This window comes from Cellulomonas persica, from assembly GCF_007989825.1.
Lineage (GTDB): Bacteria > Actinomycetota > Actinomycetes > Actinomycetales > Cellulomonadaceae > Cellulomonas > Cellulomonas persica.
This window is the reverse complement of record NZ_BJUA01000001.1, coordinates 239533-258960: the sequence shown is the minus strand read 5'-3', so window position 1 is coordinate 258960 and position 19428 is coordinate 239533. Positions and strand designations below refer to the sequence as shown.

22 protein-coding genes and 1 pseudogene are annotated in these 19428 nt (G+C 71.7%); 9 read left to right on the top strand and 14 right to left on the bottom strand.

Annotation, left to right across the window (positions count from 1 at the left end):
* Positions 1 to 2 precede the first annotated feature (2 nt).
* The gene (locus CPE01_RS01185) at positions 3 to 953 is read left to right on the top strand and encodes a protein NO VEIN domain-containing protein (RefSeq protein ID WP_146804804.1); all 951 of its coding nucleotides are present in this window, start codon (positions 3 to 5) and stop codon (positions 951 to 953) included.
* Between the two features lie 378 nt (positions 954 to 1331).
* Here CPE01_RS01185 and CPE01_RS16270 read toward each other — a convergent pair whose 3' ends face one another.
* The 7 genes from CPE01_RS16270 to CPE01_RS01155 form a co-directional block, all read right to left on the bottom strand.
* On the bottom strand, positions 1332 to 1493 hold the full coding sequence (locus CPE01_RS16270; RefSeq protein ID WP_186811354.1) for a hypothetical protein: 162 nt from the start codon (positions 1491 to 1493) through the stop codon (positions 1332 to 1334).
* A gap of 148 nt (positions 1494 to 1641) precedes the next feature.
* Positions 1642 to 2628, bottom strand: a complete 987-nt coding sequence (locus tag CPE01_RS01180) for a fatty acid desaturase family protein (protein WP_146804803.1) — start codon at positions 2626 to 2628, stop codon at positions 1642 to 1644.
* A gap of 117 nt (positions 2629 to 2745) precedes the next feature.
* A complete protein-coding gene (locus CPE01_RS01175) occupies positions 2746 to 3207 on the bottom strand; it encodes a hypothetical protein (protein WP_146804802.1) in 462 nt (153 codons plus the stop codon).
* 70 nt (positions 3208 to 3277) lie between these two features.
* Positions 3278 to 3652, bottom strand: a complete 375-nt coding sequence (locus tag CPE01_RS01170) for a LapA family protein (protein ID WP_146804801.1) — start codon at positions 3650 to 3652, stop codon at positions 3278 to 3280.
* Positions 3653 to 4030: 378 nt separating this feature from the next.
* Positions 4031 to 5377, bottom strand: coding sequence for a glycoside hydrolase family 130 protein (locus CPE01_RS01165; protein WP_222592846.1), 1347 nt, complete (start codon positions 5375 to 5377; stop codon positions 4031 to 4033).
* A 137-nt stretch (positions 5378 to 5514) separates the two neighbouring features.
* Complete coding sequence (locus CPE01_RS01160; protein ID WP_146804800.1) at positions 5515 to 6546, bottom strand: glycosyltransferase; 1032 nt, start codon at positions 6544 to 6546, stop codon at positions 5515 to 5517.
* The gene (locus CPE01_RS01155) at positions 6546 to 7673 is read right to left on the bottom strand and encodes a glycosyltransferase (protein WP_146804799.1); all 1128 of its coding nucleotides are present in this window, start codon (positions 7671 to 7673) and stop codon (positions 6546 to 6548) included. The genes CPE01_RS01160 and CPE01_RS01155 overlap by 1 nt, the downstream gene beginning before the upstream one ends.
* 216 nt (positions 7674 to 7889) lie before the next feature.
* Between CPE01_RS01155 and CPE01_RS01150 the strand changes: the two genes are divergently transcribed.
* Positions 7890 to 8924, top strand: a complete 1035-nt coding sequence (locus CPE01_RS01150; RefSeq protein ID WP_146804798.1) for a glycosyltransferase family 4 protein — start codon at positions 7890 to 7892, stop codon at positions 8922 to 8924.
* A gap of 15 nt (positions 8925 to 8939) precedes the next feature.
* A pseudogene (locus CPE01_RS16975) lies at positions 8940 to 9062 on the top strand (Mu transposase domain-containing protein); the annotation flags it as partial.
* 51 nt (positions 9063 to 9113) lie between these two features.
* Here CPE01_RS16975 and CPE01_RS01145 read toward each other — a convergent pair.
* Complete coding sequence (locus tag CPE01_RS01145) at positions 9114 to 9500, bottom strand: hypothetical protein (RefSeq protein ID WP_146804797.1); 387 nt, start codon at positions 9498 to 9500, stop codon at positions 9114 to 9116.
* 519 nt (positions 9501 to 10019) lie between these two features.
* Here CPE01_RS01145 and CPE01_RS01140 point away from each other — a divergent pair.
* Entirely contained in the window at positions 10020 to 11267 is a 1248-nt protein-coding gene (locus CPE01_RS01140) for a hypothetical protein (protein WP_146804796.1), read from the top strand.
* An 11-nt stretch (positions 11268 to 11278) separates the two neighbouring features.
* Here the strand turns inward: CPE01_RS01140 and CPE01_RS01135 are convergent, their stop codons facing one another.
* Positions 11279 to 11719, bottom strand: a complete 441-nt coding sequence (locus CPE01_RS01135; RefSeq protein WP_222592845.1) for a MarR family winged helix-turn-helix transcriptional regulator — start codon at positions 11717 to 11719, stop codon at positions 11279 to 11281.
* Positions 11720 to 11765: 46 nt separating this feature from the next.
* On the opposite strand from CPE01_RS01135, the gene CPE01_RS01130 reads away from it, so the two are divergent.
* Positions 11766 to 12146 (top strand): VOC family protein, encoded by a 381-nt coding sequence (locus CPE01_RS01130; protein ID WP_146804795.1) that lies wholly within the window; start codon positions 11766 to 11768, stop codon positions 12144 to 12146.
* A 51-nt stretch (positions 12147 to 12197) separates the two neighbouring features.
* On the opposite strand, the gene CPE01_RS01125 is transcribed toward CPE01_RS01130, so the two are convergent.
* From CPE01_RS01125 to CPE01_RS01115, 3 genes are all read right to left on the bottom strand, one after another.
* Positions 12198 to 12869, bottom strand: coding sequence for a DUF6803 family protein (locus CPE01_RS01125; RefSeq protein WP_146804794.1), 672 nt, complete (start codon positions 12867 to 12869; stop codon positions 12198 to 12200).
* Between the two features lie 163 nt (positions 12870 to 13032).
* Positions 13033 to 14157, bottom strand: coding sequence for a sensor histidine kinase (locus CPE01_RS01120; protein WP_146804793.1), 1125 nt, complete (start codon positions 14155 to 14157; stop codon positions 13033 to 13035).
* The gene (locus CPE01_RS01115; RefSeq protein ID WP_146804792.1) at positions 14154 to 14873 is read right to left on the bottom strand and encodes a response regulator; all 720 of its coding nucleotides are present in this window, start codon (positions 14871 to 14873) and stop codon (positions 14154 to 14156) included. The genes CPE01_RS01120 and CPE01_RS01115 overlap by 4 nt, the downstream gene beginning before the upstream one ends.
* A 120-nt stretch (positions 14874 to 14993) precedes the next feature.
* Here CPE01_RS01115 and CPE01_RS01110 point away from each other — a divergent pair, with 120 nt between their 5' ends.
* Genes CPE01_RS01110 through CPE01_RS01095 form a run of 4 tightly spaced genes read left to right on the top strand, consistent with a single transcriptional unit; the run spans position 14994 to position 17545 of the window.
* Positions 14994 to 15287, top strand: coding sequence for a glutaredoxin family protein (locus CPE01_RS01110; protein WP_146804791.1), 294 nt, complete (start codon positions 14994 to 14996; stop codon positions 15285 to 15287).
* Positions 15287 to 16282 (top strand): cytochrome c biogenesis CcdA family protein, encoded by a 996-nt coding sequence (locus CPE01_RS01105; RefSeq protein ID WP_146804790.1) that lies wholly within the window; start codon positions 15287 to 15289, stop codon positions 16280 to 16282. Before CPE01_RS01110 ends, CPE01_RS01105 begins: the two co-directional genes overlap by 1 nt.
* Entirely contained in the window at positions 16279 to 16896 is a 618-nt protein-coding gene (locus CPE01_RS01100) for a peroxiredoxin family protein (RefSeq protein WP_146804789.1), read from the top strand. Before CPE01_RS01105 ends, CPE01_RS01100 begins: the two co-directional genes overlap by 4 nt.
* A gap of 31 nt (positions 16897 to 16927) precedes the next feature.
* The gene (locus CPE01_RS01095) at positions 16928 to 17545 is read left to right on the top strand and encodes a DUF305 domain-containing protein (protein ID WP_146804788.1); all 618 of its coding nucleotides are present in this window, start codon (positions 16928 to 16930) and stop codon (positions 17543 to 17545) included.
* Between the two features lie 85 nt (positions 17546 to 17630).
* On the opposite strand, the gene CPE01_RS01090 is transcribed toward CPE01_RS01095, so the two are convergent.
* Positions 17631 to 18155: a hypothetical protein gene (locus tag CPE01_RS01090; RefSeq protein WP_146804787.1), complete on the bottom strand. Its 525-nt coding sequence runs from the start codon at positions 18153 to 18155 to the stop codon at positions 17631 to 17633.
* Positions 18152 to 19309 carry a serine/threonine-protein kinase gene (locus CPE01_RS01085; protein ID WP_246783652.1) on the bottom strand — a complete coding sequence of 386 codons (1158 nt, stop codon included), beginning with the start codon at positions 19307 to 19309 and terminating at the stop codon, positions 18152 to 18154. The genes CPE01_RS01090 and CPE01_RS01085 overlap by 4 nt, the downstream gene beginning before the upstream one ends.
* Positions 19310 to 19428: the final 119 nt, after the last annotated feature.

Here is a 19428-nt window from a genome sequence, read left to right as displayed (position 1 = left end):
CGATGATCCCTACGCATGGTGCCGCGACGAGCGTCTTTCACCTGGCTAACGCGATCCGCCACGGCAGCGTTGCGGACATCCCGTCGTGGCTTCGGGCTGCGCGAGACCGGAGCGCCTATTTGGCGGCCGCGACAGATCACGAGCCGGCCGCGAACTTCCTGATCAAAGCGGGCCTGGTGTCCCTCGCGAGTGCCATCGGGACGAGCGCGCGGTTGAGGGCCGTCGCTGACGTCGCCGATCGCACGACGCTCGTCGCAATCGCTTCAATGATGTTGGAGCTCGATCCGCCGGCGTGGCTGCCCGTCGCGATCGCTGGAGGCCAGGTGAGATGGGAGGTCGTTCCGTCAAGGGATCTGGACGGCATGGAATGGCTGCAGCCCGAGCTGGAACAGATGATGCTGAGCGCGATGCTCGCGAGTTCACCCGAAACGGACCAACTGCCATTAGGAATCGGGCGTGCGGCTGAGTTGGCGGTCTTCGCCGGGCTGAAGAGCAGGGGCGGATATGCGACCCACGTGGCCGAGATCTCGGACCGGTTCGGGTACGACATCGAGAGCATCGATCGAGAGACGAGCCGCTGGGAGGTGAAAGGGTGCACCGAGCGAACTAGGGGCACCTTCCATCTCAGCCGCAACGAGTTCGAAAAGTGCCGACTACACGGAGCCGAGTGGAGGCTCGTGCAGGTGGAATTCTCTGGCGCGGCTCTCGTCGCCGAACACGTGACCGCATCGCACGTCGCCAGCATCCGCGAGGTGAGTTCAGCCGAGATCCTGTCGCTGGTCCCGATGGATACCGCCGAGTTCCGTTGGGAGGAGAGCGCGCTGCTCGCACCCCGACCGCAGGCGTGGGTGGAAAGCGAGGTGGCGGTCCCATCTGACCTTCGTCTTCCCGCTCTTGAAACGTTGGGCTGCGAAGTGATCGAGCGCCGACGGGCCAGGCGGGGAGGTGAGTGACATTCGGGTCCAACGCGACTGTCTCTCGGCTGTGACCGTCGGAGCCGCAGGGGAGTCTGTCGACGGCGGTGGCGAGAGCGAGTAACTACTTCATCGGCGCCGCTGGACTTTGACGCTGTCAACAACGAGGCCCCAATCGGTCCGGATGGATCGCCGACGCGCCCCATGGAACCGCAGGTCACCGCCGCGGACGAGAACTCACATCTGGCTCCCAACAGGTTCGATGCCCACGACCTCCACGCCTGAGGTCGTCGCCGCAGGCGGAGACGACTGTCGTCGACTGCGCTGAGGCTCATCCCTCCGGGGCCGGTCTCCAGCGCGCCGTCGGCGGGTGCGCGGACCCGTGCTGCTCGCGCTGCTCGCGCCGCGCCTCGTGCGCTACGTCGAGGCGCGCCGGACGACCCGCAGCGTGGCATCGGGGGTGCCGGTCGGGAAGGGCGGTGCGTCATCGGTGTCGAGGGCGTGCAGCACGGCAGCCGAGGCGATCTGGGCCCATGCGGCCAGGTCGGGACTGATGGTGGTCAGCGGGGGAGTCGACACCAGGCCGACCTTCGCGTCACTGAGATCGCGGCGAGGGCGAGTCCGTGCTGCGACGAGAGGCGGCTCGGACGAACGTCGACACGCGGCGTCGGTTCCGAGCCTCCGTCGAACTCGGTGCACACAAGGCGCCGTGATGTCGACCGGCGGCCTACCGCACCGACCGGTACTTCATGGCGAGCGGGCACTGGAAGGGGTCGCGCGCCGCGAGACCGACGGCGTTGAGGTGCCGCACGACGATGCGGTAGGACCGCAGCAGGGTGGTCTCGGTGTAGGGCACATGGTGCTCCGCGCAGAACGCCCGCACGATGGGCTGGACGCGATGCAGGTTCGGGCTCGGCATGTTCGGGAACAGGTGGTGCTCGATCTGGTAGTTCAGCCCGCCCATGAACACGTCGACCAACCGCCCGCCGCGGACGTTGCGGCTCATGAGGACCTGGCGACGCAGGAAGTCGATCCGGGCATCGCGGGGCACGAGCGGCATGCCCTTGTGGTTGGGCGCGAACACGGCACCCATGTAGAGGCCGAAGAGCCCGAGCTGGACGGCGAGGAACGCGCACGCCATCCCGAAGGGCAGCAGCCAGAACACGACGGCGAGGTAGCCGCCGAGCCGCACGGTCACGAAAGAGATCTCGACCGGACGCCGTTTGACGTGGCCGCGGCCGAAGATCGTCTTGACCCCTGAGACGTGCAGGTTGAGGCCTTCGAGCAGCAGCAGCGGGAAGAACAGCCAGCCCTGGCGCTGGGTCAGCCAGCCCTTGAGGCCGGTGCGGGGCGCCGGCAGGTCCTCGGTGTGGAAGACGATGACGTCGGTCGCGATGTCGGGGTCGGCGCCGATCTGGTTCGGCTTGGCGTGGTGGCGGGAGTGCTTGTGCTGCCACCAGCCGTAGCTCATGCCGGCGTAGAGGTTGGCGATCACCAGGCTGGACCAGTCGTTCCACCGCCCCGACTCGAAGATCTGCCGGTGGGCGGCGTCGTGCCCGAGGAACATGACCTGCCCGAGCAGCACGGCGACGACGGCCGCTGTGACGAGCTGCCACCACGACGGGCCGATGAGGACGAACGCGGTGAACGCGACCGCCAACAGCGTCGTCAGCAGCAGGAACCGCACCCAGTAGTAGGCGTACCGACGCCGCATCAGGCCCGAAGCCTGAACGGTGCGCCCGAGGGCCGTGAAGTCGCTGACCTGCCGCTCACGAGGGCGCGCGGCGGTCGGCGTGGTCGCACCAGGGAGCGCCGAGGCATCCACGACGACCTACTCGAAACGGATGTCCGCGACGGCGGCGTGGGTCAGGTCGGCCCGTCGCTGCACCTCGACGGAACGGGCCTGGGTCGCGGCGGCGGCTTCGTCGCGCACGGCCCGCAGATCGCTGCCGAGCTCCCGCAGCATCGCCGCGAGGTCGGCGGCGAGGCCGTCGCGGAGCTGGGCGAGATTGGTGTTCTCGATCAGGAGCCGACGGTCGGAGACGACGAGCCTGAGCCCCCGCCCGGCACTCGTCTCGCCGCCCGGTCGGGACAGCCGTCGGGCCGTCTCGGGGTCCTCGATGCGGGTCCGTTCGTGACGGCCGACCTGCCGGGAGAAGACGGCGGGCACCGTGTACGTGGCGGGCTCGTCGGCGCTGCCGAGCTCGGCGGGGAGCCCGGACTCGAGGATGGACAGCAGGCGGAGGTCGTGCGTGCCGGCGTCGGGTGCTTGCGTGGGTGCGGTGCTGGTCATGGCGGACCTCTTCCGAAGGTGGGTGTCGCCCGCACCGGGAGAGTGCTTCCCGGGCGGGCGTCGAGGCGGCTCAGCGAGCGAGCGGCGTGGAGCGCCGGTCGGCGCGGATGCGGCGGCGCAGCTGGCCGATGCGCAGGGCACCGACGACGAGCGCGACGATGCCGACACCGAGACCCGCGATGAGCAGGACGAGCGCGAGCGGCGCTGCGCCGGACATCCCGAGGAAGGTGACCTCGACGGGCGCCGTGTTCTGCATCATGAACACGACGAGGGCGACGAGGACGAGGGCGCCGACGCAGACGCCGAACCAGGCGGCGCTGGTCCGGCTCCGCACCGGCCTGGCCGCTCGCGGGCCCGGGGCGGGCCGGGAGGGCCAGTCGTCGATGGAGAGCGGATGCTCGAGGTCGTGGGCGGGCTGAGGCGTGGAGTTGCTCTGGACGGGCATGAAGCCCTCCTTGGTGTCACCAGGAGGGCTGGTCCTTGGCTCGAGCCGGTTCCTGGAGCTCAATCGTACGCCTGTTCGGTCCCCCGGGCCCGTTGAGATGCACCCCGCCGCCCGCTAGGGCCTGATTGCGACCAGCCGGTCTCCGACGCGCACGCGCACCGGCGGGCGTGTCGGAGACCTCGTCGAGGACCCGCTCGCGTCCGGCTCGCACGAAGATGAGCTTGCCGACGTAGCCGTGCGTGCCGTCGGCGAACAGGGCCTCGTGCCCCCAGGGTTTGGACACGCCGACGGTGCGCCCGAAGCTGGCGCGGGCAGCCACCGTGGGAGAGCGGTCGCCGCTGCTGGGGCCGGTCGGCGTGCCCGCGCCAGGGGTGTCGGTCAAGTGTGCAGCTCCTCGATCAGGGCGTCCAGGTCGGCCAGTGCGATGCGGATCGTGGAGTCGCTGCAGCCGTACGGTAGGACGAGCGTGCGGCCGTGGAGCATGGCTCCGCAGGAGTAGACGACGTTGGGGACGTAGCCGGAGCGCTCGTCGGCCGCAGGGGTGAGCAGGGGGCGCGCGAGGCGTCCACGGACCCGAGTCGGGTCGTCCAGGTCGAGCAACAGCGCGCCGATGCAATAGGTGCGCATCGGTCCGACGCCGTGGGTCAGGACGACCCAGCCGCTCGCGGTCTCGATCGGCGATCCGCAGTTGCCGAGCTGGACCAGCTCCCAAGGGTGTGCGGGACGCTGGACGACGACGGGCTCTTCCCAGTGCAGCAGGTCGCTCGACGTGGTGACCGAGTTGGTCTCCCGGTCGGCCCGTGACAGCGCGAGATATCGGTCACCGACCTGACGGGGGAAGAGCGCGAGGCCCTTGTTCCGTGCACCCGGGCCCGACAAGGGGGTCGCCGTGAACCGGGTGAAGTCGCTGGTGCGCAGCAGCTGCATCGACACCTCCCGCCCGTCGAAGGCCGTGTAGGAGGCCAGGTACTCCTGCTCGCCGTCGGGAGCGGTGAAGCGCACCATCCGGACGTCTTCCACTCCGTGGCTCTCCGAGGCGCCGTGCGGCAGCAGCACTCTCTCGCCGATGGCCGAGTCGGACGGGTACTCGACCTGGTAGGTGCAGTCGGCGATCCACTCGAGGCGGGCGATGGTGCGTTCTGCCGCGCCCCGAGTCAGGCGCTGAGCGCGTAGCACGTCCAGGGCGCGATCGAGGTCGTTCCGGTCGAACGTCGGCGGCAGGGCGTCCAGGACGAAGTCGGCGTTGGTCAGGTGGCTGCCGAGGTCGTCGAGCCGATGCTGGAAAGCCTCGCGCGAGTAGGGGGAGGCCAGGGTAGCCGGGAGCACGCCGACCGACGGAGGTGGATCGAACGTGAGGTCGTCGTGGGCGTCGATGACGCCCGTGCGCAGACCCATGCTCGAGACGTGGCCTTCGCCGACGGCGCGCACGGTCATGACGAAACGCGTGGCGCCCGCCGCGACTCCCCTCTGGTCGGGGTGCGGGACGAGGGTTGGGTTGAACAGTGCCGCGCCCTCCACAGCGAACTCCTGGGTGAAGTAAGCGCCGATGAGCCGCCGCCGGTGAGGCGTCAGGTCCGCCGCGTCGGTGAGCCGGTGGCGCATCAATGCGAAGTGGGCGTCCCAGCTGGCGTCGAGGTCCCGGTGACGAGGAGCGAACGCACGGGCCAGGGCGTCGAGCTCCGCGTCGACCTCGCCGTCGGTCAGGCCCAGCACACGGGCGAGCACGCCCGCCGATCGCGACTCGCCGGACGCGAGCAGCTCCTGGCCCGGCAGGAAGAGCGTGCTGACCACACGCGTGGGGTCCGGACCCAGCCTGACGTCGGTGCGTCGGACCCAGCTCGGGTCGTCGGTCGCGGAGGAGCTCATCGCGCCGCGAAGGGCTGCGCCTGCGCCAGCTGGAGGCAGGCCAGCCACGCGAGCGTCGACTCCGCGCCCTGGTTCCGGTTCACGCCCGCCGGCTCCAGGCCGTCGTAGCCGCCGCCGGTCTCGAGGTCCCGCATCGGGACGCGGCTGTCGTTGTCGCCCTCGAACCAGGCGACGCACCGGTCGACGACCGCGTGCCAGCCCCCGTCGCCCGTCGCCAGGTACGCGGTCGACGCGGCCTCGGCCAGCACGGCGGCCTCGATGGGCTGCTGGTCGAAGCCCGGGCGTGCGTCGCCCGGTCCCCGTCCGCCGGCAGGGACGAGCGACAGGTGACCGTCGACGGTCTGCTCGTCGACGAGCCAGCGCAGCAGGCGAAGGCCGTTCTTCAGCAGGTCGTCGTCGCCCAGCTCGACCCCGATGACGACCATCGCCTGCGGGATCACCGCGTTGGCATAGGTCAGACGGGCCTCGGGCCACGGCCACGACTCGCCAGAGCCGAAGCGGGGTAGCACCGCTCGGGCGTCGAGCAGCAGGCGGGACGCCATCACGTCGTCGCGCGAGATGCGGCGCATCTGGGCGGCGCCGAGCGCAGCGTAGGCCATCGCGCGGGGGTAGCGGGATCGTGCGCGCATCGCCAGGTCGGCGCCTCGGAGGGCGTCCGCGGTGACATCCTCGTCGGCCAGGTGCGCGGCGGCCGTGCCGAATGCCCACAGCGCACGGCCCCAGTGGTCTCCGGTCGACGCCGCGTCGACCCACGTGCGACCAGCGGTCCGTCTGTTGTGCATGAGGCCGTCGGAGCGTTGGCCATCCCGGAGGAAGCGCAGGCAGGTCGTCGTCATCGTCCGCGTCGTGGGCGTGGGCGCCGGCATCCGTGCCATGACGACGAGCGCGCGGGCGACGTCGTCGACGCACATGCCGTTCGCGACGCGCGGCGCCGTGCCCAGCGCGTGCTCGTAGAGCCCGTCCGGCGTCGTCAGGTGCAGCAGGTGCTCGAGCGGGAGCGGACGGCCGCGGGCCGTCGTGCCGTCCATCAGAGCGCGGCGGGAACGGTCAGTGCTCGCATCGACGAGGCAAGCTCGAGGTAGCGCGCGGCCACGGTGGGCCACAGCAAGGACGCGGCGAGGTTTCGGGACGTCGCGGCCATCCGGTCGGCCAGCCCATGGATCGTGAGCACCCGCTCGAGGGCGACGGCGAGCGCGGACGGGTCGCGCGGCGGCACCAGGAGGCCGGCGCCGCTCGAGAGCAGCTCGACCGCGTGCGGGAAGTTCGTCGAGATCACCGGCTTGCCGGCAGCGACCGCCTCCGTCAGCACTCCGGACGTCACCTGGTCGGGCGAGTCGTACGGAAGCAGGATCACGTCTGCCTGCCGCACCACCTCACGCAGGTCCGGGCTCGACAGGTACCTGCGCTCGAACCGGACCCGTTCGGCCAGGTGCAGGCTCGCCGTCATCTCCACGAGCCGGTCGCGGTACGCCTCGCCCTCGCGCTCCAGGACGCGCGGGTGGGTCTGGCCGACGACCTCATAGTCCGGCAGCGGCATCTTGCGTCGCAGCTCCGCGAGACCGAGCAGGGCCCACTCGATCCCCTTGCCCTCGGACAACAGTCCCCACGTCAGCACGCGGCGTCGGCGGGTGTTTCCGTTGGGGAACGGCACGATGGCGGACCGGTTGTCCTCGGCGCCGTGCGGGATGACCGTCACGCGGTCCGGGTCGACGCCCCAGCCGGTGATCAGCCTGTCGCGAGCGGTCGTGGTCATCGTGACCAGCGCCGCCGCGTGGTCGACGAGCTCGGCCATGACTCGGTGCTGGTTCCTCGACGGCCGGGTCAGGACCGTGTGCAGCACCGCGACGACCGGGACGTTCAGCCGCGCGACGAGGTCGAGGAGGTCCTGCCCGTCGGGGCCGCCGTAGATGCCGTACTCGTGCTGCACCACGGCGACGTCGTAGTCGTCCAGCGTCGCCGCGGCCGCAGCCGCGGGCTCGGCGGTGACCCATTGCTCGACCACCAGCGGCACGGGCGGCGCGGGCGCGTCCACGAGCCGGACCAGGCCGACGTCCGCCCCGGCGGCCACCAGGTGCGTGACCAGTGCCTCGCTGAACGTCGCGATGCCGCACTGCGTGGGTGGATAGGTGGACAGCATGCCGATTCGGGCGCCCATGGGGGCCTCTTCCATGGTGCGTTGCCGCAGCGAGAGTGCTGCCGTGCACGGAGGAGGAGAGAAGGCCGCGTCCCTGAGTGCTCCGCACAGGGGCGGAGCCGAGGCCGCGAATGACGTCCGGCCCAGTGCGATGCTGCTCCGTCACCTTACCCCAGATCCCTCGAGGCCCCGGCGTACGCTCGAGCCGAACCCGGGGAGGCCACCGTCAGAGTCGCCGTGCTCGCCTCGATCGCGCATCGCGTGCCGCCGCGCGACTACGGGCCGTGGGAACAGGTCGCGGCGACGATCACCGAGGGGCTCGTCGCCCGTGGGCACGACGTCACCTTGTTCGCGACGGCGGACTCGCTGACCTCGGCCCGGCTGCACGCCGAGGCGCCCGCCGGCTACGAGGAAGACGCCTCGGTCGACGCCAAGGTCTTCGAGGCCCTCCACATCGCCGCCGTGTTCGAGCGCGCCGACCAGTTCGACGTCATCAGCAACCAGTTCGACTTCCTGCCACTCGTCTTCACCCGCATGACGTCGACGCCCGTGGTCACGACGATCCACGGCTTCTCCTCGGAACACATCGTGCCCGTCTACCGCGCCTACGACGACGTCGGCCACTACGTCGCCATCAGTCACGCCGACCGTCGAGCCGACCTGACCTACGCGGCGACGATCCATCACGGCATCGAGGCACGAGACTTCACCGCCGGCGCGGGTGACGGCGGGTACCTGCTGTTCCTCGGGCGCATCCACCCGGACAAGGGCACCGCAGCGGCGATCGAGGTGGCCCGCCGCGTCGGCCTGCCGCTCGTCATCGCCGGTGTGATCCAGGACGCCGACTACCACCGCCGCGAGGTCGAGCCGCACCTCGACGGCACGAACGTGACCTACCGGGGACCGGTCGGGCCCGCGGAACGCAACCAGCTGCTCGGCGGCGCGCGGGCGCTGCTGCACCTCATCGACTTCGACGAGCCGTTCGGCCTGTCCGTGGTCGAGGCGATGATCACCGGCACCCCCGTCATCGCCTTCCTTCGCGGCTCGATGCCGGAGCTCGTCCGGCCCGGCATCTCGGGCTTTCTCGTCGACGACGTCGCACAAGCGACCGCCGCCGTCGCTGCCGTCGGCGATCTCGACCGCGCGGCGTGCCGCCTTGACGCGCTCGCCCGCTTCTCGGCCGACCGCATGGTCGACGACTACGAACGCCTGTTCCGTCGCATCGTCGCTGGGATCACGCCCGACGGCCCGCAACCGACGTCCGCCGCCTGAGCCCGCGTCGACGGCACCGGCTACTCGATCAACCGTCGCCCGATCGGCCGGTTCGTCGACGTGCACGCCGACCGGCACCGGGTCACGGCGGCCTGCGCCTGGCAGGTCGTGGCCGAGCGCGCCGCTGCTCGCGCGAAGAGGTTGCCGATCACCAGGCTCTGGCAGGAGTCCCGGTTTGCGAGCGCCGCTCTACGCCCCCTGAACGTCGTCGTCGCCAATGCCCTGCTCGGCCCACCTGCGGCGCAGCGTTCCCGCGAGCCAGTCGGGAAGGATGAAGCTGAACTCGTCGCCGGCGTCGTCGCGAAAGACGTGCCGGTGCATGTCGCTCGGCATGCCGGCGTCGTCCTGCCAGCCCAGGTAGTCCACGAGCATGCGCAGTCCAGCCGCATCAATGTCCCTCCCGACGTAGACGGCGTGGTCCTCGTCGTTGTACCTGAACGGCAAGCCGGCGGCGATGAGCGAGTCGTGTTCGCGGCACACGCGGAACTCGATCGGCAGGCGATCCGGGTCGCCGCTATGAACGACCCGCGTCGCGGCGGACTCGTTGCCACAGCGCAGCACCATGCAGGTGGCCATGTTCTGCACCGTAGCGCGCACACCGCAGTGCGGCGTCAGCGGGCCGAGTGACGAGGACCTCGGCGGCGGTGCGGGAAATGTGCTGCGGGGGTTGGCCGGCTACGGCGATCAGGGGGTGTCGACCTCTGCGTCAGGCCTTTCATGCCTATGCGATGGAGTTCCGCCGGGACGTCGTGGCGGTCGCCCGAGGCGGCGAGGCTCTGATGAAGCGCACGGTGCACATCGTTCCCGCGCCGACTCCCGGCACCACAGGTCAGGTGTCACCTCCTCGAGCAGCTGACCCGGCCGCCGTCCCCGTCCGGGGTCGGCGGCCTTCGTCGTGCCCGGGCCTCGCGTCGCGATGGCGCGCCAGTTGGGCCGTTCGAGTTCTGGCGTCACGTCGACGCTGGGAGTCGCCGATGGGATGGGTAGCGCGGTCAGTACGGTGAGCGCGCGCTGCGATGTCGCAGCAGCGGGTCATTCGGGCTGGATCGCGGGCGTGGGCGGCAGCGCACGTGCGTCAAGTGGCGGGAGCGTGGGATGGACGACGAGATCGAGCTCGTCAGCGACGGCGAGGGCATCGCTCTCCTCGGCGACGCCGGTGCGATCGAGAGGTTCCTGGCGTCCGAAGGGCTGCCCTCGCAGGACCTCGGGCTGCGCAGGCTGAGCGGGGCGACGGCGACTGGTGCCGCGGCTCTGGAGGCCGGCTCGCAGATCGCCGCGACGTCGGGGCGTTGGGTCAAGCTGACCAAGGAGTCGGCGCGTGCCATGAAGAGCATGCCGCTCATGAAGGGCTCAAGTGCCTCGAGCAGTCGCGCCGTGGCGATGGATGGCGGCAAGACGAGCCACATCCTGGAGATCGTGCGGACGCCCGGCGCGATGCTGACCAACCCGGCGATGCTCACGGGAGTCGCGGGGCTCATGGCCCAGCTCGCCATGCAGCAGGCGATGCAGGAGATCACCGACTACCTCGTGCGCATCGACGCGAAGGTCGACGACGTCCTGCGTGGGCAGAAGGACGCGGCGCTGGCGGCGATGGTGGGCGCTCTGCTCGTCATCGAGGATGCGCTCACCATCCGCGATCACGTCGGGGGCGTCTCGGACGTCACGTGGTCCAAGGTCCAGGCCACGCCTGCGACCATCGCTGAGACTCAGGCGTACGCGCTTCGCCAGCTCGACGACGTGGCCCAGAAGCTGGAGAGGGCGCAGGCGGTGGGCGAGGTCGCGAAGGCCGCCGACCACGCGCGGGCGGTGGTCGAGGAGTGGCTGGCGGTCCTGGCCCGGTGCTTCCAGCTGCAGGACGCCGTTGCCGTCCTCGAGCTCGATCGTGTGCTCGGAGGGGCTCCCGACGAGCTCGAGCAGCATCGTGCGGGCATCCGTGTTGCGCGGCAGAAGCGGCTCGACCTCATCGCCAGCAGGGTCGATCGGTTGATGACGCGTATGGATGATGCGGTCGGAACCGCGGACGCGAAGGTGCTCCTGCACCCGCGTGCCGCTCAGTCGATCAACGCGTCCAGCCGCGTCGTCGGGTCGCACGTCCTCGAGTTCACCGCGGGGCTGGGGATCGGCGCGGACCGCGAGGCCGTCGCTGTCCGGCGCTGGCTCGAGGCGGCCACGGAGGCGAAGGAGCGTGCACTCGAGACCGGGGCGGCCGGCCTCGAGGGTGCCAAGGATCTCACCGGCCAGACGGTCGGCCGGGCCCGCTCGGCCACGACGAAGCTGGCGGGCACCATCGCCGAACGAGCGGCGCGCCGGCGTCCGCGTGCGGCCGAGGTGGACGACGAGTAGCTCGGGTCGTGTCAGACGTCGAGGAGGGCGTCTCTGCAGGCGGTGAGGCCCGCTCGTAGTGCGTCGCGCTGGGTCGGGTCGAGGCCTGTGAGCATGCGGGCGAGGACGTCCGCGACTGCCGTCTCCGCCTGGGCGAGCGACGTCTGAGCACGCGAGGTCAGGAGCGCGGCGCGCTCGCGACGGGGGCCGGGTTCTGGCGCGCGTTCGACCATTCCCTGCTTCTCCAGCGCCTGGAGAAGCACGTTCATCGACTGTCGCGAGACGAACGTGCGTCGGGCGAGCTCGGAGCTGCTGATGCCGGGCTCGGCGTGCAGGTTGCTGAGGCAGGCGTACTGGGCGACGGTCAGCCCGAGCGGGCGCAGGGCCTCGTCCATCCGCTGGTTGAGAGCGGCCTGGGTCGCCTTGATGAGGATGCCGAGCTCTCGGGCTCCGGCGGCGTCGACGTCGGTCACGTCAATATCTTGACATGAGTCGGTGACTTGATGTCAGTATGTTGACATGACAACCACCTCACCCACCACCGGCCCCGACTTCGTCTCGCTCCAGGTACGTGACCTGGCGGCGTCCGCCGACTTCTACGAGCGCGTCGTCGGACTCGCGCGCGTGCCGGCCCCCAACCCGCAGGCCGTCGTCTTCACGAGCGGCTCCGTCTCGTTCGCGGTCCGGACGCCGCTTCCGGGCGTCGACCTCGACGCGCATGCGCAGCTCGGCGTGGGCGTCGGCATCTGGTTCCACCACCCGGAGGCCCTCGTCGTGCACGAGCGTGTCGTCGGCCACGGGGCGGTCGTCGTGCAGGAGCCCGCCGACGGCCCGTTCGGCACGACGTTCGCGTTCCGCGACCCCGACGGCTACGTGATCACCGTCCACTCCCAGGCGTGACGGCCGCACGGCCCCGCCCGGATGGCGGGGCCGTGCGGGAGCCACGGCGGGTCAGTGCGACATGCCGGGCATGGTCGAGCCGTCGTCCATGACGTGGCTCGGCTCCCAGCCGAGGACGGACGGGTCGAGCATGCCGAAGATCATCGCGACGTGCGCGACGACGAGGAACACCCCGACGAACGTGGCGTGGGTCCTGAGCCGGCGCCGGTCGTCCCAGTCGGCGCCGAGCACGCCCGTCTCCATCAGCGACATCCCGTACAGCGGCACGAGCCCCAGCAGGTAGAACCCGACCGCGATGACGTCGGCCGGACCGCGCCAGCCGCCGTCGGTCGTCAGGGGGATGACCGCGTGCTTCATGAGGTACGCGAACACGCCCAGGAAGTAGAAGCCCGCCACCAGGCCCGCGTAGCGGTTCAGGGCACGCACCGTGCGGCCCGCGCGCTGCGGGCTGAACAGGACGACGAGCTCCGTCACGGCGATCGTCTCGGCGAGGATCACGGGCACCGCCATGAAGAGCAGCAGGTTCCACGGCTGGTTGGCCGCGAGCAGGCCCATGTAGTGCGTCGAGCCCATGTCCTCTCCGGCCGGCCATGCGGGCAGGGCGAGCGCCGTCACGACGATGACGAGGCTCACCGCGACGACGAGCGTGACACGCACCTCCCGTCGCTGACCGTCGCGGGTCGTGGCGGGTCCGGCTGCCGGGCCGGGTGCAGTGGTGACCATCGGGACTCCTTCGCTGACCTCGTCGGACCACCCGACGCGTCGGCCAGCGTGCTGAGGTCCGATGGAGCGGTCCCTCAGGTTCGGTCAAGATCTGATGAAGCCCACACACGGGGGAGCGGGCGCCGCCGCGGGACGGGACGAAGGGCCCCGGTCGCGGGTGCGATCAGGCCTCGGCGGCTGCCGGGAGCGTGATCGTGAACGTCGCGCCGCCGTCCTCACCGGGGCTGGCCACGTGGATCGTCCCGCCCTGCGCCTCGACGAGGGCCTTGCTGATGGCGAGCCCGATCCCGGAGCCGCCGCTGTCGCGGTCCCGAGCGGTCTCGGCCCGGTAGAACCGTTCGAAGACGTGCGGCAGGTGTTCCGCGGCGATCCCGGTGCCGGTGTCGCTCACCTCGAGGCAGACCTGGTCGTCGCGCCGGCTCGCGCGCAGCGTGATGCGACCGCCGGACGGTGTGTGCCGCAGCGCGTTCGCCAGCAGGTTGTCCAGGACCTGTGCCATGCGGTTGTGGTCGACGCGGACGGCGGGCAGGGGGCGCTCGGCGTGCGAGCGCACGTCGACGCCCGCGGTCGCGGCCCGTTCCGCCCACGCGTGCACGGCGGCGTCGACGAGCTCTTCGGGCTGGATCGGCTCCAGGTCGAGGGTGATGTCACCGGCCTCGGCGTGCGTCACTGCTGCGAGGTCCCGCGCGAGCCGGGACAGCCGCTCGGCCTGGCCGAGGAGCACGTCCGCGGTCGTGGCGTCGAGCTCCTGCACGCCGTCCGTGATCGCTTCGACGTACCCGCGGATGGTGGCGACCGGGGTGCGGATCTCGTGGGCGACGTCGGCGAGCAGGCGCTCGCGCAGGTGCTGCGACTCCTCGAGCCGGTCGGCCAGGGCGTTGAACGACGTCGTGAGCTGCTCGAACTCCGCGCCCAGGCCCGACGTGGGGACCCGGACGCCGTAGTCGCCCGCGCCGAGGTCCGCGGCCGCGGCCGCGACGGCGTCGAGCGAACCCGCGATCCGTCGCGCGACGACGAGGCTCGCGGCCGTCGCGGCGATCGCCGCTGCCACGAGGGCCAGCGCGGCGGCCGTCGTGCTCGCCGCCCGGAACGCCTCCTCGGCGTGCACGACCGCGGCGTCGTGGTCGTCGAGTCCTGCCTTGACCATGTGCTCGTGGAACAGCCGGGGCCCGACCGCGGCGCCAACCACCCACGCCGTGACGGCGGCGGTCACCAGTACCACGGCCAGGGCGACCAGGAGCCGGGCCGCGAGCCCGACTCCGCTGCGGGTGCGCGCCGTGGCGGTCACGCGCCGACGCCGATGCGGTACCCGACGCCGCGGACGGTGCGCACGAAGCGCTGGTCCTTGGCGGTGTCGCCCAGCTTCTGACGGACGTGCAGCACGTGCACGTCCACCAGGTGGTCGTCACCGATCCAGCCCGGACCCCAGACGGCGTCGATGAGCGCCCGCCGGGTCAGCACGGTCCCGGGGCGTGCCGCGAGCGCGGCGAGCACGTCGAACTCCGTGCGGGTCAGCGGCACGAGCGCCCCGTCGACGTACGCCTCGCGGGCCTCGACGTCGAGCCGCAGCGCTCCTACCTCGATCGGCGGTGCCGCGGGCGTGGCGACGACGGTCGCCGTGCGACGTGGTCGGCGCAGCAACGCCGTGATGCGCGCCATGAGCTCGCGGGGGCTGAACGGCTTCGTCATGTAGTCGTCGGCGCCGACCGACAGGCCGATCAGCTTGTCCACCTCCTCCGAGCGGGCGGTCAGCATGACGACGTAGCAGTCGGAGAAGGTCCGCAGCTGCCGGCAGACCTCGACCCCGTCCACGCCGGGCAGGCCCAGGTCCAGCACGACGACGTCCGGGTCCACGTCGCGGAGCACCGCCACCGCCTGCACGCCGTCATGGCACAGGTGGACCTCGAAGCCGTCCCGTTCGAGGTAGCTGCCGATCAGCGTGGCCAACGGCTGCTCGTCGTCGACGACGACCGCGCGGCGCGCCGACACCGAGGAGGAAGTCATCTGCCCATCTTGGGTGATCCCGCGCCTCGTCCTGCGAACTTCACGAAACCTTGATCGAACGACGAGGAGGCGTGCGACGTCCGTGGCGGACCGTACCGGTAGCCGAAGTGAGGAGCCACCGTGCCGGATCCAGCCAGACAACCCGCCCAGGTCACCGTCGTCGAGGTCGCCGCCTGCCATCTGTGCGACCAGGCGAAGGCGACGCTCGCCGAGCTGGCCCGCGACCACCCGCTCGTCGTCGAGGTCGTGGACGCCGCCTCGGCCGAGGGCCGCGTCCTGGTCGCACGGCACCGCCCCGGCCTGGCGCCGCTCGTCCTGCTGGACGGGGAGTTCTTCTCCTGCGGGCGGCTGCCCCGGCGCCGGCTCGAGCGGGCTCTGACCGCGCGCGGCTCGCGGATCGAGGCGGTGCACTGATGGGCAGCGAGCTGCTTGCGACGGGCAGCGTCCTCGCCGCGTTCTTCGCCGGTGGGGTCGCCCTGTTCGCCCCGTGCTGCATCGTCTTCCTCGCGCCGTCCTACCTCGCGGGGGCGGTGAAGAACGCGCGTTGGCGGCTGCTCCCGCTGACGTTCCTGTTCGCCGCGGGCCTGGCCGTGGTGCTGGTCCCGATCACCTTGGGCGTGAGCATGCTCGCCGGGGCCATCGCGCAGTACCACGCGCCGCTGTACTGGGGCGGCGGGGTCCTCATGCTCGCCCTGGCCGGGCTCGCACTGTCGGGGCGGATGTGGTCGCTCCCGTCGTTCGTGAGGTCTCCCGACACCGCGCGCGGCGACTCGGCGAGCTTCTTCGCGCTCGGGGTGTTCTCCGGGATCGCCTCCTCGTGCTGCGCTCCGGTCCTCGCTGGTGTGATGACGCTCTCGGCCCTGTCCGGCTCGACCGGCGGCGGCCTGGTCCTGGGCCTCGCCTACGTGTTCGGCATGGTCTTCCCGCTGTTCCTCATGGCGCTGGTGTGGGACAGGGCGCGGCTCGGCGAACGCCGCGTCCTGCGTCCTCGGGTCGTGCGGCTGCGGCTCAATGGACGGAGCCTCGTCACCACCACGTCGAACCTTGCGGTCGCGGCCGCCTTCGCCGTGATGGGCGTGTTCGTCATCGCGCTCGCCGGGCGCGAGGACATGAGCGGGGGGACCGCGCTCCAGGAAGCGGCGAGCCGGACGCTGACCCGCGTGTTCGGGGGGATCCAGGACTGGCTGTCGCCCTTCCCGGAGCCCGTGCTCGCCGTCGTGCTGTTCGCCGTCGCGGGCGCGTTCGTCGCGGCGACCGTGACCGACCGTTCGTCGTCGCGCCGCGCGCGCGGTGCCACGACGCGTGCCGAGGCGCCCGGAACCCCGGCGGAGCCCGCCGACGACGAGGTGGGCGCACCCGCGTGCCACCAGCAACCCACGCCAGCCACGAGTGCAGGAGCCGACTCATGACCTCCGGAACCGCGTCCCGCCGTCGCCAGGAGCGCGCGGACGCCGACAACGCCCTCCGCGCCGCAGCCGACCGCGGCCGCCGCCTGCGCTCCTGGGCGCTCTGGGGCGTCGCCGCCGTCGTCGCCGCCGTGCTGGTCGCCGCCGGGCTGCTGTCGTCACGCCCGGTCACGTCCACGGAGGCCCGCGTGGCACCAGGGTTCACGCTCCCGGCGTCGGACGGGTCGGCCGTCTCGCTCGACGACTACCGCGGCCGCCCGGTCGTCCTGTACTTCAACGAGGGCGCCGGCTGCGACGCGTGCCTGATGCAGATGGGTGCGATCGAGGACGACGAGCGGTTCGCAGAGGAAGGCGTCACGGTCCTGCCGATCGTCATGAACACCGCCGAGCAGATCAACGCCGACCGCGAGCGTCTCGGCATCGAAGCGCCCTTCCTGCTGGACGACGGCACTGTCTCCGAGGCGTACGGGACCCTCGGCACCGGCATGCACGAGGGCCTGCCCGGGCACGGCTTCGTCCTCGTCGACGCGGACGGCAACCAGGTCTGGAAGGGCGACTACCCGTCGATGTGGTTGGCGCCCGCGGACCTGCTCGACGAGGTCACCAGCCGGCTGTGACCACCCCGACCCCCTCCCGCAGGAGACCCTGATGACAGCACGCACCCGCTCACGTCTCGTCGCCGCCGCTGCGGCGTTCAGCCTCGCCGCGAGCCTCGCCGCGTGCTCGGACGGCGCCGGCGCAGACCCGCGGTCGACGGTCGTGCAGACGTCCAGCGCGGCCACGACGACGACCGAGCACGACGATGCGGACGTGACGTTCGCGCAGATGATGATCGTCCACCACGAGGGCGCGATCGAGATGGCCGAGCTGGCTGCCGCGACCGCGTCCACGCCTCAGGTCAGGGCCCTCGCCGCGCGGATCGCCGCGGCCCAGGGGCCGCAGATCGACCGCATGAAGCGCTGGCTCGACGGCTGGGGCGAGCCGCAGCCCGCAGACGTCGAGCACGGCGGCATGGATCACGGCGGGATGTCGATGGACGGCACGGACCAGGCCGGGGCGATGTCCGACCTGCGCGGCCTGTCCGGCACTGAGTTCGACAGGCGCTTCCTCGAGCTCATGACGGCGCACCACCAGGGCGCGGTGACGATGTCCGAGGAGGAGCTCGCGTCGGGCCGCAACGCCGAGGCTCTCGCCCTCGCCCGGTCGATCATCGACGACCAGACGGCCGAGATCACGGAGATGACCAACCTGCTCCACGGGCTGTGACGCCCGACCGCCGCAGGGGTCTGCCGGCGGGGCCGCGGCCACGCCAGCGTGGTCACGCGAGCCGCGATCACAGCCGATGGGCAGCTCACCTGCGATTGCGGTCGCCCGGCTCCTTCCCCTTGCCCGGCCCCGGCTTGTCAGGTGGCTCGACCTTGGTGGGCTTCTTGGGCTTCTTGGGCTCGGGCGCCGGGCCGGGGCGGGCCGGCTCAGGCTTCGAGGGCGCCTTCGTCTCCTCGACGACGACCTTCGTCGTCGCCTGCGGTGTCGGCGTCGCCTCGACGGCCGGGGCCGTCTCCGTCGCGGCGGCACGCTCCTGCGCGGCGGCGAGCTCGGCCTCGACCTCGTCGAGCGCCGCGTCGATCGCGCGGTAGCGCATCGCCGAGACCTCACCCTGCTCGACGCCCGCGTCGAGCAGCGCCCGGGTGGACCCGAGCAGCGTCGTGGCCTCACGCCAGTGGCCGTCAGCCGCCGCGCGTGTGACCGCCAGCACGGAGGCCTGGAGCGTGCGGGCGCGATCGGCGCCGAGCTCGGTGCTGCTCCCGCACCCGGAGACGCCGAGCAGAGTGAGCGCGACCCCCAGCGCGACGACGGCCCTGCGCAGTCGGATCATGGCTGCACGCTCTCCTGCAGCTCGGTGAGCGCTGTGCCCAGGCGTCCGTCCACGGCGGGGTACGACGGTGCGTCGGACGGCGCGTCGGACGCCGACACCTGCTGGGCGACGAGCAGCCCGCCGGCGGCGAGCAGCAGGGCGGCACCGGCGGAGAGCAGTGCGCGGCGCGGGTGGCGCCGGGGGTTCTTCTCCGCGGGAGCCGCGGGGACGGCCTCCGTCGGCTGCGCCTCGGTGAGCGGTGCGGCGGCGGCCGGGAGGTGGAGGGTGCGGTCGGGCGAGGCGAGCGCCGCGAGCGCCGTCGCGACCTCGTCGGCGCTCGGGCGCTCGTCGGGCGTCATGAGGGTCATGCGCGTCAGCAGCGCCGCCAGCTCGGGGTCGATGTCGTCGGGGATGCGCGGCGCGGAGACCAGACGCGCGATCGCGGACTCGGTGGTGGTGCCCTCGAACGCGGGACGCCCGGTCAGGCACTCGATGAGCACGAGCCCGAGCGAGTAGATGTCGCTCGACGGCGCCAGCGCCTCCCCGCGCGCCTGCTCCGGGCTGAGGTAGAGCACGGTGCCGAGCGTCTGACCGGTCATGGTCAGCCGGGTGCCGTCGATCAGTCGCGCGATGCCGAAGTCGGTGAGCTTGACCGCCGGCCCGCCGCAGTCGTCGGCCTCGAGCGCGTCGGGGCTCGCCAGCAGGATGTTGCCCGGCTTGATGTCGCGGTGGATCACGCCCTGGGCATGCACCACCGCGAGCGCCTCGGCCAGATCGCGGCCCACGCGGGTGGCCTGCGCGTGGTCGAGCGGGACGCGGCGCAGCCGCTCGGACAGCGTCGGGCCGCTCACCAGCTCCATGACGAGGTAGTCCTGCTGTCCGCCGTCGGGCCGGTGCTCGGCACCCGCGTCGTACAGCATGACGAGCGCGGGGTGGCTGAGCGCCGCGAGCACGAGAACCTCGGCGCGGTTGCGCATGAGCTCGTTCTCGCCGTGCACCACGGGGAACACCTTGAGGGCGACGTCGCGCTCCAGGAGGATGTCGCGAGCGCGGTGGACGGTCGCCATCCCGCCGTGGCCGAGCACGCCGTCGAGCCGGTACCGACCGTCGAAGACGATCGGTTCCGGTACGTCCGACGAGGGCGCCGTCGGAGGCGAGTCCACGTGTCCCAGCACGTCGCCGACGCTAAGCCTGCTCCGCGCGACCCGCATGCCGGGCGGCGGGATTTCCCCCGTTCGGGGGTTGACAAGCGGTCCCGACGAAGAGACAGATCTCCGGCTCGACCTGCACGTCC

What these genes read in the sequence shown, in the direction of transcription:
- CPE01_RS01140 (WP_146804796.1), top strand. Translation starts at nt 10,020, where the DNA reads ATGGACGACGAGATCGAGCTCGTCAGCGACGGCGAGGGCATCGCTCTC.
- CPE01_RS01145 (WP_146804797.1), bottom strand. Translation starts at nt 9,500, where the DNA reads ATGGCCACCTGCATGGTGCTGCGCTGTGGCAACGAGTCCGCCGCGACG.
- CPE01_RS01160 (WP_146804800.1), bottom strand. Translation starts at nt 6,546, where the DNA reads ATGGACGGCACGACGGCCCGCGGCCGTCCGCTCCCGCTCGAGCACCTG.
- CPE01_RS01105 (WP_146804790.1), top strand. Translation starts at nt 15,287, where the DNA reads ATGGGCAGCGAGCTGCTTGCGACGGGCAGCGTCCTCGCCGCGTTCTTC.
- CPE01_RS01180 (WP_146804803.1), bottom strand. Translation starts at nt 2,628, where the DNA reads ATGCGGCGTCGGTACGCCTACTACTGGGTGCGGTTCCTGCTGCTGACG.
- CPE01_RS01115 (WP_146804792.1), bottom strand. Translation starts at nt 14,873, where the DNA reads ATGACTTCCTCCTCGGTGTCGGCGCGCCGCGCGGTCGTCGTCGACGAC.
- CPE01_RS01175 (WP_146804802.1), bottom strand. Translation starts at nt 3,207, where the DNA reads ATGACCAGCACCGCACCCACGCAAGCACCCGACGCCGGCACGCACGAC.
- CPE01_RS01130 (WP_146804795.1), top strand. Translation starts at nt 11,766, where the DNA reads ATGACAACCACCTCACCCACCACCGGCCCCGACTTCGTCTCGCTCCAG.
- CPE01_RS01170 (WP_146804801.1), bottom strand. Translation starts at nt 3,652, where the DNA reads ATGCCCGTCCAGAGCAACTCCACGCCTCAGCCCGCCCACGACCTCGAG.
- CPE01_RS01125 (WP_146804794.1), bottom strand. Translation starts at nt 12,869, where the DNA reads ATGGTCACCACTGCACCCGGCCCGGCAGCCGGACCCGCCACGACCCGC.
- CPE01_RS01185 (WP_146804804.1), top strand. Translation starts at nt 3, where the DNA reads ATGATCCCTACGCATGGTGCCGCGACGAGCGTCTTTCACCTGGCTAAC.
- CPE01_RS01095 (WP_146804788.1), top strand. Translation starts at nt 16,928, where the DNA reads ATGACAGCACGCACCCGCTCACGTCTCGTCGCCGCCGCTGCGGCGTTC.
- CPE01_RS01100 (WP_146804789.1), top strand. Translation starts at nt 16,279, where the DNA reads ATGACCTCCGGAACCGCGTCCCGCCGTCGCCAGGAGCGCGCGGACGCC.
- CPE01_RS01155 (WP_146804799.1), bottom strand. Translation starts at nt 7,673, where the DNA reads ATGGGCGCCCGAATCGGCATGCTGTCCACCTATCCACCCACGCAGTGC.
- CPE01_RS01090 (WP_146804787.1), bottom strand. Translation starts at nt 18,155, where the DNA reads ATGATCCGACTGCGCAGGGCCGTCGTCGCGCTGGGGGTCGCGCTCACT.